13 protein-coding genes and 1 pseudogene are annotated in these 17,225 nt (G+C 62.9%); 7 read left to right on the plus strand and 7 right to left on the minus strand.

Going from position 1 to position 17,225, the window contains the following annotated elements:
- Positions 1–107: 107 nt before the first annotated feature.
- Together PZN02_RS14965 and chrA are read left to right on the plus strand one after the other, a co-directional pair.
- Positions 108–686 (plus strand): Crp/Fnr family transcriptional regulator, encoded by a 579-nt coding sequence (locus PZN02_RS14965; protein WP_280658746.1) that lies wholly within the window; start codon positions 108–110, stop codon positions 684–686.
- Entirely contained in the window at positions 679–1,905 is a 1,227-nt protein-coding gene (chrA, locus tag PZN02_RS14970) for a chromate efflux transporter (RefSeq protein WP_280658747.1), read from the plus strand. Before PZN02_RS14965 ends, chrA begins: the two co-directional genes overlap by 8 nt.
- Positions 1,906–1,925: 20 nt before the next feature.
- Here the strand turns inward: chrA and PZN02_RS14975 are convergent, their stop codons facing one another.
- Positions 1,926–3,125, minus strand: a complete 1,200-nt coding sequence (locus PZN02_RS14975; protein WP_280658748.1) for an MFS transporter — start codon at positions 3,123–3,125, stop codon at positions 1,926–1,928.
- Between the two features lie 77 nt (positions 3,126–3,202).
- Between PZN02_RS14975 and PZN02_RS14980 the strand changes: the two genes are divergently transcribed.
- From PZN02_RS14980 to aac(6'), 4 genes are all read left to right on the plus strand, one after another.
- Complete coding sequence (locus tag PZN02_RS14980) at positions 3,203–3,862, plus strand: ArsR/SmtB family transcription factor (protein ID WP_280658749.1); 660 nt, start codon at positions 3,203–3,205, stop codon at positions 3,860–3,862.
- Positions 3,863–3,911: 49 nt separating this feature from the next.
- Positions 3,912–5,159 carry an MFS transporter gene (locus PZN02_RS14985; RefSeq protein WP_280658750.1) on the plus strand — a complete coding sequence of 416 codons (1,248 nt, stop codon included), beginning with the start codon at positions 3,912–3,914 and terminating at the stop codon, positions 5,157–5,159.
- Positions 5,160–5,355: 196 nt separating this feature from the next.
- A complete protein-coding gene (locus PZN02_RS14990) occupies positions 5,356–6,363 on the plus strand; it encodes a hypothetical protein (protein WP_280658751.1) in 1,008 nt (335 codons plus the stop codon).
- 233 nt (positions 6,364–6,596) lie between these two features.
- The gene (aac(6'), locus tag PZN02_RS14995; protein WP_280658752.1) at positions 6,597–7,049 is read left to right on the plus strand and encodes an aminoglycoside 6'-N-acetyltransferase; all 453 of its coding nucleotides are present in this window, start codon (positions 6,597–6,599) and stop codon (positions 7,047–7,049) included.
- A 51-nt stretch (positions 7,050–7,100) separates the two neighbouring features.
- Here the strand turns inward: aac(6') and PZN02_RS15000 are convergent, their stop codons facing one another.
- Together PZN02_RS15000 and PZN02_RS15005 are read right to left on the minus strand one after the other, a co-directional pair.
- Positions 7,101–10,490: an AAA family ATPase gene (locus tag PZN02_RS15000; RefSeq protein WP_280658753.1), complete on the minus strand. Its 3,390-nt coding sequence runs from the start codon at positions 10,488–10,490 to the stop codon at positions 7,101–7,103.
- A 475-nt stretch (positions 10,491–10,965) separates the two neighbouring features.
- Complete coding sequence (locus PZN02_RS15005) at positions 10,966–12,696, minus strand: Na/Pi cotransporter family protein (protein ID WP_280658754.1); 1,731 nt, start codon at positions 12,694–12,696, stop codon at positions 10,966–10,968.
- A 568-nt stretch (positions 12,697–13,264) separates the two neighbouring features.
- Between PZN02_RS15005 and PZN02_RS15010 the strand changes: the two genes are divergently transcribed.
- Positions 13,265–13,624, plus strand: coding sequence for a VOC family protein (locus tag PZN02_RS15010; RefSeq protein ID WP_280658755.1), 360 nt, complete (start codon positions 13,265–13,267; stop codon positions 13,622–13,624).
- Positions 13,625–13,796: 172 nt separating this feature from the next.
- Here the strand turns inward: PZN02_RS15010 and PZN02_RS15015 are convergent, their stop codons facing one another.
- The 4 genes and pseudogenes from PZN02_RS15015 to PZN02_RS15030 all read right to left on the minus strand — a co-directional run bounded on the left by PZN02_RS15015 (position 13,797) and on the right by PZN02_RS15030 (position 17,094).
- Positions 13,797–15,017: an NAD(P)/FAD-dependent oxidoreductase gene (locus tag PZN02_RS15015; protein WP_280658756.1), complete on the minus strand. Its 1,221-nt coding sequence runs from the start codon at positions 15,015–15,017 to the stop codon at positions 13,797–13,799.
- Positions 15,018–15,175: 158 nt separating this feature from the next.
- Positions 15,176–15,514: pseudogene (locus PZN02_RS15020) on the minus strand (substrate-binding domain-containing protein); the annotation flags it as partial.
- 237 nt (positions 15,515–15,751) lie between these two features.
- Positions 15,752–16,063 (minus strand): Rieske (2Fe-2S) protein, encoded by a 312-nt coding sequence (locus PZN02_RS15025; protein ID WP_280658757.1) that lies wholly within the window; start codon positions 16,061–16,063, stop codon positions 15,752–15,754.
- On the minus strand, positions 16,060–17,094 hold the full coding sequence (locus tag PZN02_RS15030) for a sterol desaturase family protein (RefSeq protein WP_280658758.1): 1,035 nt from the start codon (positions 17,092–17,094) through the stop codon (positions 16,060–16,062). Before PZN02_RS15030 ends, PZN02_RS15025 begins: the two co-directional genes overlap by 4 nt.
- Positions 17,095–17,225 lie beyond the last annotated feature (131 nt).

A 17,225-nucleotide genomic window follows, 5' to 3' on the forward strand; every position in this document is an offset into this window, starting at 1 on the left:
CAGTCTTTCTTAGCGGTTGGAGCGGGATGCGGGCGGGAAAACCGCGCACACTTTTCCTCAAGGACCGAGCTTGCCATTCCACTGATATCTCCGACATGATAGCTATCATGTCGGAAGCAATTATCAGCCAGCTTCGGTCGAGGGCCACGGCGCAGAAATCCTTCGAAAAGGGCGAACACTTGTTCAACCGGGACGACCCGGTGGAAGTCATGTTCCTGGTCACGGACGGGAGCGTGCAGCTCGCGCGCTACCAGGCGGATGGGCAAATGGCGGTGCTGCAGCGCTCCGGACCGGGGACGGTGCTCGCCGAGGCCTCGGTGTTTTCGGAGCGGTATCATTGCGATGCCGTGGCAACCACGAAGACGCGCGCGTTCATCGTGCCGATTGCCGAGGTCCGACAGCTGCTGGACGATGATCCGGCCTTTGCGCGGGCGTGGACGATCCATCTTTCGCGCGAATTGCAGAGCGCGAGAAAAAGGGCCGAGATCGCCGCCCTGCGCACCGTCAGCGCCCGGCTCGACGCATGGATGACATGGAACGATGGCAGGTTGCCCGCCAAAGGCGACTGGAAAGCCCTGGCGGAAGAGATTGGCGTATCGCCGGAAGCGCTCTACCGGGAAATGTCGAGACGGCGCTCGCGCGACCGGCGGGCATCCACTGGAACGGGAACGATGATCGATGAATGACACGGCAATCGAGGCGAGCGAAGGCGCGGATCACCGGAGGGGGAGCGCTGGCGAGGTCTTTGCGGCCTTCCTGAAGCTGGGTCTGACCTCCTTCGGCGGTCCGATCGCGCATCTCGGCTATTTTCGCGACGAGCTTGTCGTCCGGCGGCGCTGGATCGACGAGAAAGGCTACGCGGACCTCGTGGCCCTCTGCCAGTTTCTTCCCGGTCCCGCCTCGAGCCAGGCCGGTTTCGCGCTTGGGCTCCTGCGGGGCGGGCCCTTGGGTGCGGCCGCCGCCTGGGCCGCCTTTACCCTGCCTTCGGCCATCCTGCTCGTGCTCTTTGCCTTCGGGGCGGCCTCTTTCGATGGGCCGATCGCGTCGGGCATCATCCACGGCCTGAAGGTCGTCGCCGTCGCCATCGTCGCCCAGGCGGTGTGGGGCATGGCGAGGAACCTCTGCCCGGACAGGGAACGCGCGAGCATCGCGCTTGCCGCCGTGCTGATCGTCGTGCTCGTATCCGGCGGGATCGGCCAGCTGGCGGCGATCGTGGCCGGCGGCCTTGGCGGGCTGTGGCTCTGCAGGACGAAAGGCGAGGCGATTTCCGGGCATGTCAGCTTCCCCGTCTCGCACGCGACGGGATGGGTGGCGCTCGTCCTGTTCTTCTGCCTGCTCTTCGGCCTGCCGGTCGCGGTCGCGACCAGCTCGTCGCAGGGACTGGCGGTATTCGATGCCTTCTATCGCGCCGGATCGCTCGTCTTCGGGGGAGGGCACGTGGTGCTGCCGCTCCTGCAGGTAGAGGTCGTGCAGCCCGGCTGGGTCACGGCCGACCAGTTCCTTGCGGGATACGGCGCGGCACAGGCGGTGCCGGGGCCACTCTTCACCTTCGCCGCCTATCTCGGCACGGTGCTCGGCCCCGCACCGAACGGCCTCCTCGGTTCCCTCATCGCCCTTGTTGCCGTCTTCCTGCCGGGCTTTCTGCTGCTGATCGGCACGATCCCCTTCTGGGATTCGTTTCGCACAAGGCCGGCAGCGCAGGCGCTGATGCGCGGCGCGAACGCCGCCGTGGTTGGCGTTCTGGGCGCGGCGCTCTACCAGCCGGTCTGGACCAGCGCGATCATCGGGCCGCACGAATTCGCGCTTGCGCTGACCTGCTTCGTCCTCCTCATGGCCTGGAAATGTCCGCCCTGGATCGTGGTGGTCGTCGCCGCGATCGGCGGCGTGCTGACCGGCCTCGCCTGAGCGCGCAGCGGGCGGGCGGCTCACCCGGCATGGGCGGGCTTGAACAGACGGCGCTGGCGATAGCCCAGCCAAAGAACAGCCAGGGCAGCAACCGCCAGCCATGGTAGCAGCGCAAGATTCAGCGTCTGCCAGCCAAGGCCCTGGAGCAACGCCCCGGCCCCGAAAGAACAGGCCAATCCGACTACGAAGATCGTCATGTCGTTGATCGCCTGGGCACGGCCCTTTTCGGCGGGCGTATAGGTCGTGATCAGCAGCGTCGTGCCGCCGATGTAGAGAAAGTTCCAGCCGATCCCGAGGAGTATCAGTGCTGCGGCGAAAGAGCCGAAGCCCGTTCCGCTCAAGGTCATCAGGACGTGGCCGGCGAGGACCATGACGCCCACGAACATGATCCGCAGGACGCCGAAGCGCGCGATCAGCGAACCGGTGAAGAAGGACGGCAGGAACATGCCGAGCACGTGAAGCTGGATGACCGTCGCTGCGGTCGAAAGGTCATGGTGGTGGTGAACCATGGCGATCGGCGTCGCCGTCATCGCGAGGATCATGACGCCATAGCCCGTGGCCGCGCCGAACAGCGCCACGAGGTAGGCGGGCTGCGAGACGATCGCCATCCACGGGCGTCCGTTTGCAAGCGAACTCGCAGCCGACGTCGCGGCGGGAACCTTGAGGCCGAGCAGGATGGCCGCGGCGAGCAGCGACACGAGCGAGAGCAACAGGAACGAGCCGAGATATTCGGCCTCAAGGAGCGGGCCGCCGAAGCGTGCGACCGTCGGCCCGGCGAAGGCGGCGACGATGCCGCCGCCGAGAACGAGGGAAATGGCGCGCGGCCGGAATGCTTCGTCCGCCACTTCGCTGGCGGCAAAGCGATAGAACTGCGCGAAGGCCTGATACGCGCCGACGAGCATCGTGCCGAGCGACAGCAGCACAAGATTTGCGATCCAGATGCCCAGCGCCGCGGTCACGCCGCCGGCGACGCCAAGCAACGCGCCGAGGACGAAGCCCGGGCGCCGTCCCACGCGCGACATCCACATCGAAGCCGGGAAGGTCGCAACCGCCGTTCCCAGAAACATGGCCGCGATCGGCATGGTGGCGAGCGCGGGCGAGGGGGCGATCTTGCTTCCGGCCAGCCCGCCGACCGTCATGACCAGGACGGATACGGTCTGGAACAGCGCCTGGGCGCTCGCGAGCAAGAATACCTGGCGATGCATCCCGCGACCGGACATTCCGGGCATCTCTCCCACCTTTACAGAAAGATTCATTCAAGATATCAATTGAATGATTAATTCTTCTTGGGGTGCCGATGTCAAGTCCGAAGGTCCAGATTTACGAGCAGCTCGCCGAACTGGCGAAGATGCTCGGCAGCGCCCATCGTCTCGAACTGATCGAATACGTGGCGCAGGGCGAGCGCTCTGTGGAGCGGCTGGCGGAACTGACGGGGCTGACGGTTGCCAACACCTCCCAGCATCTGCAGCTGCTTCGCCGCGGCGGCTATGTCCGCTCCCGCCGCGATGGCAAGCGCGTGCTTTACCGCCTTGGCGACGGCCCGATCCTCGATCTTTTGGCGTCGCTGCATCGTTATGGCGAAAGGAACAGCGCCGAGGTGAGGGAGGTCGTCGGCGACTATTTCGGCAAGCTCGATCAGCTGGAGCCGGTGACCCGTGAGGCACTGCTCGGTCGCCTCGACGAGGGCGGCGTGACGCTGCTCGACGTTCGGCCCGAGGACGAATTCAACCTCGGCCACCTGCCGGGAGCCCTGAACGTCCCGCTCGGGGAGCTTGAACAGCACCTGTCGGCGCTTCCGAAAGACCAGGAAATTGTCGCCTATTGCCGGGGACCCTATTGCATCCTGTCCTTCGAGGCCGTGGCTGCGCTCAGGGCGAGGGGATATCGCGTTCGCCGGCTCGAAGACGGCTTTCCCGAATGGAAGGCGGCGGGATATGTGGTCGAGGTTTCTCCGTGACGGACGGCCGCGAGACGCTCCCGTCCTCTGACGCTCGCGGAGCGTAACCATGACCACGAGGAACGGCGCGTCGGCGACGCCCGGGATCCGGCTTGGCCTTGCCGAGAACTGGCCGCAATTCGCGCTGCTCGTGCTGATCAACGCCTTTGTCGGCGGCATGGTCGGGATCGAGCGCACCGTCGTGCCGCTGATCGGAGCGGAAGAGTTCCATATCGCCTCGACGACGCTCGTCGTCTCCTTCATCGTCAGCTTCGGCGTCGTGAAGGCCCTTGCCAATCTCGTCTCCGGCCAGCTGGCGGACCACTGGGGGCGCAAGCGCGTGCTCGTGCTTGGATGGCTATTCGGCCTGCCGGTTCCATTCATGATCATCGCCGCACCAAGCTGGGGGTGGATCATCGCCGCCAATGCGCTCCTCGGCATCAACCAGGGGCTCGCCTGGTCGATGACCGTGATCATGAAGGTCGATCTGGTGGGGCCGAGGTCACGCGGGCTTGCAGTGGGGCTGAACGAGTTCGCGGGCTATCTCGCCGTTGGGGTGACCGCGTTCGTCACGGGCTATCTGGCCTCGGAATATGGGTTGCGGCCGGCGCCGATCTATCTCGGCATCGGCTACGCCGTGCTCGGGACCCTGCTTTCGATCCTCGCCGTCCGCGACACGCGCGATCACGTGCGGCTCGAGGTCTCCTCACACCCGGAAGAAACGCCTTCGATCGGCTTCCGCGAAGTCTTTATGCTGACCTCTTTCCGGGATCGCAATCTTTTCGCGGCCTCGCAGGCTGGGCTCGTCAACAACCTCAACGACGGCATGAGCTGGGGCATCTTCCCGCTGTTCTTCGCCTCCTTCGGCCTCGGCGTCGAGCGGATCGGCATTCTCAAGGCGATATACCCGGCGACCTGGGGCATCCTCCAGATCGCGACCGGCCCCTTGAGCGACCGCTGGGGGCGCAAGGGGCTGGTCGTCTTCGGCATGTGGGTGCAGGCCGCCGGCCTGTTCCTGACGGCATTGACGCGGCAATTCGAATGGTGGCTGGTCGCGAGCCTCCTCATCGGCCTTGGCACGGCCATGGTCTATCCGAGCCTGATCGCTGCCGTCTCGGATGCCGCGCATCCGGCCTGGCGCGCCCGGGCGCTCAGCGTCTACCGATTCTGGCGCGACCTCGGCTACGCGATCGGGGCGCTCACGGCGGGGCTGATCGCAGACCGTTTCGGCCTTGCCTCGGCAATCGCATCGGTCGCCGCCCTCACATTCCTCTCCGGCGTTGTTGTCGCCGCGCTGATGCGGGAAGGCGTGCAGTAGATCGCGAGGATGAGGCGGCTGGCCGGCGCCGCGGCAAAATTCCTTGACGGCAACTCTAAGGCGATCGAATTTCGTTCCTAGAGGTTTCGCGAAATGCTTTTGAACGAAGCCATCCAGGTCGAGGCGACGGGAGGGGTATCTGAGCCTCGGCCAGGATGACCTGCGGAACATGTCGCGCTCCATAAAGGGAATCCCAATGCTCTTTAACAATCCGTCGCTGGATGAATTGCGGACCCTGCTCAGAAACGTGCCAGATAGGGATTTCCGTATTCAGTTCTCGGAGCCCGCTGCCTACGACAATGCCCGACTAAGCGTTGTAGACGAGATTTGTTCCAATGCAGGGCCGTCGGTATCTATTAGGTTCTATGGACACTATTCGAGCAGCATCGACTGCGCGGCGGTGTCGCGATTGCGGGCGTGCCGCTCACTGTTCTTGGCTTGCATGCAACCTCTCGCCAATGTCGAGGCAATCGCAGCGATGCAGCCCTTCGAAACTTTTGGCATCAACATATTCGAGTCCAACTATGATCAGGTACTGCGTTACCCCAGCGTTCAAGCCGCAAGCACGCTCTTTATTGGCACCAACAGGAAGACTGATTGGGACCTCCAACCATTGGGCGATTTTGCCAATCTGCGGGCGCTGAACGTCGTTGGGCAGCACAAGAATATCGCAGTGTTGGGCGAGATGAGCGGCATTCGATCGTTGTGGCTCCATTCAATACCGCGAAAGAGCCCTCTGGCTTTCGTCTCCCGCATGGCAGGACTGAAGCAGCTCAAATTGATGCTAGGCGGGCGCGATAACCTGGATGAAGTGAGCCATCTTCACCTTGATGATCTCGAAGTTATACGGGTCAAGGGCCTTACTCGCCTCGATTGCTCTCTATTCCCAGCACTTCGGATGCTGAAGGTTGAGGACCAGGCCAAGATCGCAAGCCTCGACCTTAGCAAGAACGGTGATCTTCAAAAGGTTCATATCAGTAACTGCAAGGTCCTGGAGCGAGTGAGCATCGATGGATTGAAAAATCTTACAAGCTTGTTCATCAACAGGACGGCCTTTGATCCCCAGGCTTTCTTGACGGCTCCTTTGTCACCTACACTTACAGCAGTAGACCTGTGCGGTTACGGATTGCGACGCGACGCTGAGATAGAAGCTCTCCTTCACTCGCGCGGATATCGATCGGTGTATCGGGATAGAGTTCACTGATATGAGAGCAAAACAGCTCCGACCGGACGCTTGCGCACGATGCGACGCGCATGCACGTCGTGACGCACCGAGCCGGAATTCATGGGCAAGACCGGCAAGGGCATTCGACGGCCGTCTTGCGCCAACAGCGAACATTGCCGGCATCGCAAAACCGTCTATTCTGCGACGTTGCAAAAGTCAGGAAAACAAGTGTCGCTTTAATCGGGAATTTCGCGACAAAAGAGAACCACAATATGGAATCGATTATCGAGATTGGGACCATAAAAGATGTTGAGCCATGGGCGCAGCTTCGCGTTGCGCTGTGGCCGCATCACTCGCTCGAAGATCATCGAGCTGAGTTGGGCCGGGCGTTTCTTTCAGAAAGTGGAGAAGCCGTCGCGTTCATCGCTCGAAATGCTGCGAATGAAGCTGTCGGGTTTGCTGAGGCCACTTTGCGACATGATTATGTGAATGGATGCAGCAGCTCGCCCGTTCTATTCCTCGAAGGGATTTATGTCCGGCCCGTTGACAGGCGAAAGGGTATCGCACGATTGCTTTGCAATGCCGTTGCCGATTGGGGGAAGTCGCTTGGGTGTGTTGAGTTTGGCTCTGACGCGCTGCTTGAAAATTCAGCCAGCCATGCGCTCCATACCGCTTTAGGATTTGAGGAGACACAGCGCGTCGTGTTCTTCCGAAAGCCACTGTAGGCCGGTGCTGCCCTTCCTGGGGTTGGTTTCTGCCCGAGAGCAGACGTTAGTCTAGTCGGATGACTTGGTCGCGCCATCGAGGCCGGCTGTCTCACCAAGTACCCGTTGGGCCAATTGCAGATCCGACGTCGCGAAACCCTCGGTAAACCTAGCGCAGAGTGGCGCAAGCAGGTCATGAGCGTCGCGGCGCCGGTTCTGCGCGATCCACAGTCGGGCGAGGCTTGTCGTCGCGCGCAACTCCCACAAGTCAGCGCTTTGCCCTCGCGCCAGCTCGGCCGCGTGCCAGAGCCGTGCTTCCACCGCGGCACGATCAAACGCTGGCAGCTCCAGCATCAGCTCGCCAGTCAGGCGATGCAGCTCCGCCTCGAACCACCGCTCGCCCGTTTCACGCGCTCTGTCGAGCGCGTTGGTCAGCAAATCCAAACCCAGCTTCGCTCCCCCGGCCTGGGTTTCGACGCGCGCGAGCAAGCTTAAAAAGAATGGAACCAGGAATCTCGCTCCCGTCATCTGCCACGACGCCAAGCCTTCTTGCACCTTTGTGATGGCCGCCGGTAACTCACCCGTCTCTGCTAGCGTCCAGCCTCGAACAATCGTGCCTGCACCGAGGAAGTGCGGAGAGCCCTGCGCTCTTGCGAGCGTGATTAGTGAATCTGCCCGGTCTCGGGCTTCTCGCCAGTCGCCGCGAAGCTGCGATAGGATGCAGCCGTAAAGCAGGGCGTAACCAAGCGTGTTGCGGTGGGAAAGTTCCCTTGCGTCCGTCAATGCCTCGTTGCTTCTCGCCTGGGCCTGCTCGGGATAACCAAGAGCGAAGAGGGTCCAGGAGAGGACCGACAGCCCCGCCACCCGAGGGTCCTGGGCGAACAGGAACGCGAGGGCGCGGTGCTGCTGCGGGTCATAAAGGGCGAGCGATCGTTCCAGATATTCACGGGCAATAGTGATCTCGCCGCGGAGGAACGCATCGGTTCCGACGATGCGGTTGCCGACGGTCTCAGCGGACACCTCCCGTTCTTCCCGCGCGCGCTTGAGCAGTTCCTCTCCCGCCTTCCTTCCCGCCTCCAGCTCAGCACGCACGACGTGGAAAACCCAGTCCCCATAGAGGACAGGCAAGAGCCTATTTGTGTCCGCCAGCCGCTCGCATAACTCGCGTGCTCGCGCATTGGCCCGCCCGACCTCTGGCGCTGCCCAGCCTTTGGCGGTCATCAGGGCGACGCTGAGAGCGACTTGCAGTTCGAGTTCCTGCCGCCATCGCGCGGCATCATCAGGTAGTCCTTCAAGCAGCTCCAACCCTTTTGTCAGATGGGTAATCGCTTCGGCCGTTGCGGAGCGCGCAATCTCTGCTTGCCCGGCCCTGAGCCAGTTATTGACCGCGGGTTCTAGCTGCCCCGCCTCCGCATAGTGCTGGGCTAGAAGTTCGGGCTGCGTCTGGACCGTTTCCGGGAAGCGTTGCTCGATCGCTGTGGCTATCGCCGCGTGCAACCGTTGTCGTTTCGTGCGCACAAGGGTCGCGTAGGCGGCGTCGCGTACGAGCGCGTGCTTGAAGCTGTAGGTCACCTGCGGCGGAGTCCCGTGGCGGAACACCAATCCCGACGCAATGAGGTCGTCCAGTGCTTCCTCTACCTCGCTCGTCCGCAACGGCGCGGCGGTCACGAGCAACTCATGCGAGAATTCTCGACCGATTGCGGCCGCCACCTGCGCTACCTCCCTGGCGGGCGCAAGTCGGTCGAGCCGGGCCATTAACGACTCCTGAAGCGTAGCTGGAATTGCGATTGCCGACAGCGGACTCGCGAGAACGTAGTGATCGCCCTCGTCTTTAAGCAAGTTGGTCTCCAATATCGCGCGCGTCAGCTCTTCAACGAAAAGCGGCACGCCGTCTGTCTGTCCGACGATCTGGTTGAGCACTTCGGTAGGCAGAGCCCTGCCGCCGGTCAGCCTCTCGACCATATCTGCGCCTTGCCGACGGCTCAAACGACTAAGCGTCAATGCCGTGACATGGGGATAGCGTATCCACGGTGGGAGAAACTCGGAACGGAATGTAATGAGCACCAGCACCGGCGAGTCCTGCACGCGATCAACAACAAGATCCAGCAGCTCCAGCGAGGTCGGATCTGCCCAATGCACGTCCTCGTATACTGCCAGGACGGGCCGACGTGCCGCGAGCCCGATGAGCTGATCGACGAGTACTTCCAGCGTCCGCTTCTTCTGCCGGTGCGGGCTTAACTCCAGCGGCAGATAGCGATCGTCCGCTGGAACCGACAGCAACGCCGCGAGCAGCGGGGCCGTCTCGGCGACGCCTTCGGTCGATTGCGTGAGCAGCGCTTCGAGCTTGCTCAGTTTCACTTCGGGGGGATCCCCCGCGGCGAAGCCAGCTGCCCGCTCCAGAAGGCGGATAACAGGATGAAGCGGGCTGGTCTGGTGATAGGGCGAGCAGTAGTGACTTACGGTCGTATGCGGCTCGCCTTCCAGACGCCGACGCAGGGCACGAACAAGTCGCGACTTGCCGATGCCGGGCTCGCCCGCTAGCAACACCACGCGGCCTTCCCCTTCTTTGACTGCTTCCCAGTGCTTCAGCAGGAGTGCTACCTCATGCTCGCGACCGACGAGCGGGGTCAGGCTCGCCCCGTGCAACGCTTCGAAGCGGCTTTCCGCAGAGCTTTCACCGAGCACTCGCCAAGCGGGCACGGAAGCAGGAAAGCCCTTCAACGAGTGGAAGCCGAGCTCGGCGAGATCGAATAGGCCGCCGATCAGCTGCCGGGTGGTGGATGCTACTACTACAGTTCCCGGCTCGGCGACACTTTGCAGTCGTGCCGCTAAATTGGGCGTCTCGCCGATTACCGTCTCCTCACGCGCGGCACCTTCGCCAATCAGTTCGCCGACAACCACCAAGCCGGTCGCGATGCCGACGCGAGCTTGCAGCGTCTCCCCATGTCGTGGTTGCAGGTTCCCCACTGCGTCGATGGCCGCAAGCCCCGCTCGCACCGCTCGTTCGGCCTCATCCTCGTGAGCGCGCGGATAGCCAAAGTAGGCGAGCACGCCATCACCCATGTACTTGGCAACGTGGCCCTCGAATCGCGCAACAGCGCTCGACACGGCACCCTGATAGCCCCGCAGCAGCTCGCTCATCTCCTCTGGATCGAGTCGTGAGGAAAGCCTGGTCGAGTCGACAAGGTCGACGAACATCACGGTGAGCTGGCGGCGCTCCGCCTCCGGGAGGATTACAGGTGTCCCGCCAACCCCAGCTGGGCCGCTCGGTTGTTCAGCGACCTCACGCAGTGCGGCGATGGCAGCAAGCAGTTTACGACGGTGCCCTACTGAAGCGACGCCAAGCCCAATCAGGTCCTCGACCGTAAGATCCCTTAGCACTTCAGGATCGATGTCGTTTTGGCGGAACGTTTCTTCGTACTGTCCCAGCCCTTGATCGCGCAGCCAGGCACCGACGTCCATGGCTCCTCCTCCGTCTACTCGGAGTGCAAGGTTCTTCAGCATACTCCAGAAGCCTCTGAGCCGCACGAACTAACCCGAGCAAAGAGGACACCATGGACTGCGCCATTCTCGTCGTCGGCTTAAAGCGGTGCCAGGAACGTCGCTCATGGCGCAAGCGGGCCGACCTGCGCGTTTGCAGCGGACTTCCGCTTTCCACCCGTTGCGGCATTTTCCGAATCATCAAGGGGATGGCTGCCGGCAAGCCTTATGGCGCTCGCCATCACGCTTGCGGCCGCGACCCGGCTTTCGTGCTCCCGACCGTCTCATCGGCGTCGCTTCGGCTCGAGTGCTGCGCTATTGGCTGGGCTAAGCGGGGGAGGCGGCGACGTGCAATGATGCATGTCGCCCAAAAGTGTGCAGCGGTTTTGGGACAACGACATGCATAAAAACAAGGACCTAAAGGGCGTCGCATGAGTCCGATTGAACGCGACGCGCTTTAGCTCGCCGCGTCCTCTTGCCTTTCGGCCGTGGTGCTCTCCGCTTGGGAACCAGAGCCCTGATTGTCCTGCGCGTTGTCAGGCGCGCCGCGGCCGAAGAGATGCGCCGCCGAGCGCCAGGCATGGTGCGCAATCTGGTCGAGCCGTCGCGCGGCTTCGATCCGCGTCAGGGCATCGGCGGCGGTCAGCTTTCCCGGCGCGACGGAGGCGAGGGTCGCGGCGCGGTAATCCCGCTGAAGGGCGTCGAGTTTCGCCGATGCGTCCTCCACTTCGGCGAGCGCCTTGGCGATCTCGGACGATACGCTCCAGCCGATGGGTGCGGCCTGCGCGCTGAGCGCGCTTTCCGAGGTTATCGAGCCGCCAACCACCTGTGCCGCGCGCATCGCCTGTGTGCACAGCTCGGCGGCGCGGAAGTCATGGAGGGCTCCGGGCGGGCGGCCCGGCAGCCCGTCGTCCGCCAGGACTTCCACGAGGCGCGAGGCGTGATCGAGTGCGTGCAGCGTGCTCGTCATGCGGTGCCGCTCGGCCTCCGTCTCGGGCGGCTCCTTCAGTTCAGACAGGAAGTCCCGCACCTCCTCGAGCGCGGCGGCGGCCGCCGCGGTGCCCTGCGCCGTCGGGCGAGCCCCGCCCGAAAGCGCCGTGGAAACCGAGGCGGCGAATGTCGCGAGGATGTCCGCCACAACGCGTCGGGCGGTCTCGACCGCGATCACCGGATTGGCAAGCGCGCTCGGATCGAGCGCGCGCTGGAGCGCCGTCTGCCTGGAGGGCAGGAGCCGCTCCACGATACGGGTGAAGGGTTTTGTGGCGGGAAGGAGTACGGCCACCCCCACGACGTTATAGGCCGTATGATAGGCGGCAAGGAGCGTCATCCCGTCGACCGACGCGACTGCGGCCCTCATCAGCGCCACCGTGAGCGGAAAGGCGATGATTGCGATCACCGCCGCTATGACCTTGAACAGCACATAGGCGAGAGCGAGGCGCTTGGCCGTCGCGCTGGCTCCGATGGCCGCCAGGGCGGAGCTCGTCGCGGTCCCGATATTCTGCCCGATGATCAGCGCCGCGCCTTGCTCGAGGCCCACCGCCCCGGCGTAATAAGCTGAAATGGTGACGGCAATGGCGGCGGTCGAGGACTGCATGACCGCGGTCATCGCCAGGCCGACGACGATCAGGGTCATGAGGCCGATCGAGCCTGCGGCCCACCCGACCCCGGGCGTGCCGAGCACCGCGGGCAGGTCAGCCGGATGCAGGGTCTCGGCAAGGCCTCCCATGCCTTGCTGGAGGGTCGTCAGCCCGTAGAGCACGAGCGCAAAGCCTGCGAGCGCGGCGCCCGACGCGGCGATCCGCCCGCCCGAGAGCAACCTCGCCAGTGCGCCGGCGAAGATCAGCGGCAGCGCGTAGGCAGAAAGCGAGACGCGCACGCCGATCAGCGCCACGAGCCAGCCCGTTCCCGTCGTGCCGACATTGGCGCCGAACACGAGGCCGAGCCCCTGCGGAAAGGTAAGCAGCCCGGCGCTGACAAGGCCGATCGTCGTCATCGTCACCGCGCTCGACGACTGTACCAAGAGCGTGACGACGGCGCCCCAGAGGGCACCCGAGAGCGGCGTCGCCGCCGCCTTGCCGAGGACGGTGCGCAGCGCGGATCCCGCCAGCGCTTTCAGCCCGTCGGTCATGACGGTCATCCCGAGCAGGAACAGCCCGACACCGCCGAGAATGGCAATTGCTGTCGACATGCACGCCTCGTCGCGCCTACCGTTTCGGGCTTTCGCTCATCGGAGTCATAGCACCAGCCGACCCGATGCGGATAGCCTCCCGCCGCGCCGGCGTGCGCCAGAGCGTCCTCTGTGCGTTCATTCACAGTGCACGCGAGCAGCTCAGGTTTTGGCGGATGCTTTTTTCGCCCTCATTCCTGTGACCAGCACAGGAATGAGGGCGGGGAGAAGCCAGCGCTGCCGGTTGCGCCGCGAGTGCGGTCTCACGTGGAGTCGGCACAATAAGAAGAGAGGTGGTCGGGCCAGCCCCTAATCGAAATGTGGGATCAAAGTAGAGAGTGATGCCGATTCCGCTTGCAGCGTGGATGTTGCGGGCGGTTTTTCTTGCCGGAAATATCCTCGTGAAGCATTCTGCGCGCTCAACTGTCGCGGAATGCTTATTTTGCGACGTCGTAAAATTCAGTCGCAAACCTGTCGCTTTAATCGGGATCCTCGCGACAACGTTATGCAGCCTTAGTTCGCCGAGAATATTCCATGTTGCCGAGGGCAAGGCGGTGACAAATAAAGCCGACGTGGCGGAGTCGTCAGAATGATCAAAATTGGCTCGATCGTGATCCATTGCTACGAATTTGAGCGCATGGTCGCGTTTTGGCGGGAAGCCTTGCACTATGTTCCGCGTGCGCCTGGGAGCAGTGACTGGATTGTTCTTTGTGATCCTGAAGGCCAGGGCCCCAATGTTTCCTTTCAGGCCCGCGATCGCCGTGGCTGGCGAAGAAGCTGGCTGCACCTGGACCTTTATACCGACTGTCAGCAGGAGGAGGTTCGTCGTTTGCTGACGATCGGAGCGAAGCAATATCCATGGCGCTATCCGCAGAACGCTGACTACGTCGCCTTGCAAGACCCAGACGGCAATCTTTTCTGTGTCGTGCAAAAGTCGCAGATTTCCTAAGTTTCGCGATCAGGCGCTGTGGTCTCGGATGCGCTTGGCGGGCCGGATATCTGGATCGATCCGGGTCTGATGCTGGCGTTCTTCGTCAGTGGACGCCTCGCCACTGCCTTGTGCACGGCCGGATGCGACAAGCCGTTCAAACTTCGCCGCTGCCGAGTGGTCTACGAGGGTATTAACGACAGGTGAAAGTTTCCGCCCGCGCGCTTTTCAGAAGCGTTTTGAGGTTCACGCCGGGATCGGTCAAAGCGGCCGGATCGGGGCTGGCGGCGGCGGCAATCAGCATCTCAGCCAGTTTGATCTCCTTCGCCAGGCTATTGCCGATGCCGAGACCCGCCGCAGCCACGAGGCGTCCATCGTCCAGATAGAATTCGAGTTCGCCCCCCGCGGCTGAGCGCAAGACGCGCTGATGCGCTGGCTTCGGCAGCCCCGCCACCTGCAGGCCGAGATCGTATTGATCGGACCAGAACCAGGGGATGGCGGTAAAGGTCTCGGCTGCACCGGCCATGTTCCGCGCTGCGGTTTCGGCCTGCGTCCTCGCGTTCCGCCAGCTCTCATAGCGAATGAGCCCGCCGCCGGGTTGCGCCACCGCCGCGCAATCGCCTGCTGCGAAAACGTTTGGTGCACTGGTGCGAAGACAGGCGTCCGTCTGGATTCCGTTGCCCGTTGCCAGTCCGGCCGCTTCAGCCAAGGTAGTTTCGGGCAAAACGCCGATGGCGCTGACGACGAGATCAGCGGGCACCATGCTGCCATCGGTCAGGGTCACTCCCTCGTCGCCGATGGCCACAACGCCGCGGTCCAGGTGGAAGCGCACGCCTTCGGCAACGTGTCTGGCATGCAGCTTTTCGGCAAAACGCTGAGGGACGGCGCGGCCCAGAGGTTTCGGCGCGGCTTCGATCACATTGACCGCGGCATCTTTTCCTCGAAGCACCGATGCAAGTTCCATCCCGATCAAGCCGCCGCCGATAACAGCAACGCGCAGGCCTGCCGCAACGCTGGAGAAAATCGCCTCGGCATCGGCATGGGTACGGAGGTCGAGCGCGAGTTCCGCGCCAGCGCAAGTGAGCCGTCTCGGACGTGCGCCCGTGGCGAGAAGAAGCTTTTCGAACCTCAACACTCGCCCGTCACTTAAGGTCACGGTTCCGGCGTCGGCATTGAGTTTCGAGGCCGACAATCCGGCAAGATAGTCGATGCCGGCCGCCTCCAGTGCTTCGGCTGCGCAGATCAACTTCATCTGCACCGCACCGTTCATCGGCTTCGATAGCGGCGGGCGTTCATAGGGCAGGTGAGGCTCGGATCCGACCAGCGTGACGGATCCGGAATAGCCAGCCTCGCGCAGGGTGAATGCTGCTCGGGTGCCGCATTCCCCGGCACCGATGATGACGATACCGTCCATGTGCTCTCCAATCGTGAGAAGACCGGCGCAACCAGAGGGGCGCCGGCTACTGCATGTCTCCTTAAATCGAGCTCGATTTAAGGACAAAGACATGCAGCAATTCAAAGTGCTACAGCGACCTTTGCGCGTCTGATAAGACGCGCGGCGCTGTAGGAGGATCAGTTCTGTTTGGCGTATTCGGCCATGTTCCTGGGTGTGACCAGCTCGAGGGGCACCCAGACCTCCTTGTCGACGCTCTTGCCGCGAGCGAGCGCCACGGCTGCGTCCACGGCGCTCGCCGACTGTCCCCTGGCATTCTGGAACACGGTCACGTCGAGATCACCGGCGGCCATGGCGGCAAGGCCATCCTGCGTCGCATCGATGCCGACGACGATCACATCGTCCATCGACAGGCCCGCGGCCTTGAGCGCCTGGATCGCGCCGATCGCCATCTCGTCATTGTTGGCAAAGATCACGTCGATCGGCTGTCCGGCTGTGACCCAGTTCGTGGTCTCGGCGGATGCAGTGCCCGCCGTCAAGACAGCCAGGACGGCCAGCGCAAAAGTCGATTTCATGTCATCCTCCCTTCGGGGTGCCGGACCACCCAGTTGCATCCCGGAGGCCCACCGGGCCTAGCCAATGTCGCGCAGCCTTAGAGCGCCGCGCGTTCGAATGAACACACGAAGAACGCTTCAACGCATTGATTCCAGAGCATCTTCTGCTCTTTCAGGGATCCCGCTTGAAAGCGCGATGCTCTAACCCACGGCGACGCGAACTTCTCCGTCGATCACCTCGGCCGGATAGGTTTTCAAGTTCTCGCAGGCGGGAAGCCTGAGCGCTTCGCCGGTGCGATAGTCGAAGGCGCCGGAGTGCTTCGGACATTCCACCTCGAAATCCATGACCAAGCCGTCGGCGAGATGGATCGCCTCGTGTGTGCAGAGGCCGGCGGTGCAGTAGACGCTGTCGTCCGGCCCACGGTAGATCGCGTAGGTGCGCCCGCCGTGGTCGAAGCGGATGGCCCCTTCCTGTTCAATGTCGTCGAGCTTGCAGGCTGAGATCCAGCTCATTGGGCGGTCCTCTCGACTTCAATGCGAGCCTTGCGGGCTGCGAGTTTCTCCTTGCGCTTGCGATAGCGCTCCTGCATGCGGGCCTCGCCCTCCGGAGAGCCGTCGTGCCAGGTGCCGAACCACTTATCGAGCGGGATCAGGGCGTCGCCGTAGTTCACCTCGAAGTACTTGTGGTGCAGGTAGTGCGCATAGGCATGGCTATCGACCAGCTTGTCCTCGCCGATCTCGACCTTGCCGAAGCCGACATGGCCAGGGATCGCCCCGAAGCCCGCATAGTGGAGCTGATAGAGCATGAGGATCGGGTTGGAGGGCAGGATCAGGTGATAGAACGCCGTCCCGAAATAAAGCAGGTGCTCGACCGGATGCATCGACAGCGAGGACCAGGGCGAGGGGTTCACCGAATTGTGGTGGACCGAATGCACCCACTTGTAAAGGAAGGGTGTGTGGATGAGCCGGTGGATGCAGAAGAAGTGGAACTCGTGAATGACCGGCACCACCAGCGCGACAACGGCAAGCGTCCACGGATTCTCCGCGAAGCTGAGCCAGGGCGCGTAACCGTTGGCATAGGCCCAAAGCATGGCGACCTCGACCGCGGTCCAGACGGTCACACCCGAGAGAAACGTGCGCAGAATATTGTCGACGTTCTGGCTCTCGAACCAGAATGCCTTGCTCTTCTGCTCGGCCGGGAACTTTCCGTTGTACTTGAAGCGGTTCTGCTGCCGCTTCAGGACGTAGAGATGGAGCTCGAAAGCGCCGTAGAAGACAAACACGCAAATCGAGTTGACGGCGTAAAGCCAGGCGATCCGGCCGATAGCGAAAGTCTGAATCGTTTCCTTCGGCGGGATCACCCAGGCCCAGTAGGCCACCGCCGATGCCGCAAAGATCACATTCCAGGGAAAGAAGTAGTGGGGCAGCCACTTCAGAATTGCCATCAGCCGGGGTGGAAAGACGAACAGCGGCGCGGTTTCAACCGGCTGGTGCGGCGCCCAGTCGCCGCGCTTGTTGCGCGTTCCGTATTGTAGGTCGTCCATTGCGCTCTCCTTGGGCGGATTACCTCGCGCCCGCACAGATTCTCACGATCAAAGGAGAGCGCGTTCTCGCGCCTGATCCGGTGTCGCTCCGTCTCGACGCTCCGTCTCTCCTCCCTGACTTGACAAATATC

This window comes from Sinorhizobium garamanticum (genome assembly GCF_029892065.1).
Lineage (GTDB): Bacteria > Pseudomonadota > Alphaproteobacteria > Rhizobiales > Rhizobiaceae > Sinorhizobium > Sinorhizobium garamanticum.

What these genes read in the sequence shown, in the direction of transcription:
- PZN02_RS14965 (WP_280658746.1), top strand. Translation starts at nt 108, where the DNA reads ATGTCGGAAGCAATTATCAGCCAGCTTCGGTCGAGGGCCACGGCGCAG.
- chrA (WP_280658747.1), top strand. Translation starts at nt 679, where the DNA reads ATGAATGACACGGCAATCGAGGCGAGCGAAGGCGCGGATCACCGGAGG.
- PZN02_RS14975 (WP_280658748.1), bottom strand. Translation starts at nt 3,125, where the DNA reads ATGTCCGGTCGCGGGATGCATCGCCAGGTATTCTTGCTCGCGAGCGCC.
- PZN02_RS14980 (WP_280658749.1), top strand. Translation starts at nt 3,203, where the DNA reads ATGTCAAGTCCGAAGGTCCAGATTTACGAGCAGCTCGCCGAACTGGCG.
- PZN02_RS14985 (WP_280658750.1), top strand. Translation starts at nt 3,912, where the DNA reads ATGACCACGAGGAACGGCGCGTCGGCGACGCCCGGGATCCGGCTTGGC.
- PZN02_RS14990 (WP_280658751.1), top strand. Translation starts at nt 5,356, where the DNA reads ATGCTCTTTAACAATCCGTCGCTGGATGAATTGCGGACCCTGCTCAGA.
- PZN02_RS15000 (WP_280658753.1), bottom strand. Translation starts at nt 10,490, where the DNA reads ATGGACGTCGGTGCCTGGCTGCGCGATCAAGGGCTGGGACAGTACGAA.
- PZN02_RS15005 (WP_280658754.1), bottom strand. Translation starts at nt 12,696, where the DNA reads ATGTCGACAGCAATTGCCATTCTCGGCGGTGTCGGGCTGTTCCTGCTC.
- PZN02_RS15010 (WP_280658755.1), top strand. Translation starts at nt 13,265, where the DNA reads ATGATCAAAATTGGCTCGATCGTGATCCATTGCTACGAATTTGAGCGC.
- PZN02_RS15015 (WP_280658756.1), bottom strand. Translation starts at nt 15,017, where the DNA reads ATGGACGGTATCGTCATCATCGGTGCCGGGGAATGCGGCACCCGAGCA.
- PZN02_RS15025 (WP_280658757.1), bottom strand. Translation starts at nt 16,063, where the DNA reads ATGAGCTGGATCTCAGCCTGCAAGCTCGACGACATTGAACAGGAAGGG.
- PZN02_RS15030 (WP_280658758.1), bottom strand. Translation starts at nt 17,094, where the DNA reads ATGGACGACCTACAATACGGAACGCGCAACAAGCGCGGCGACTGGGCG.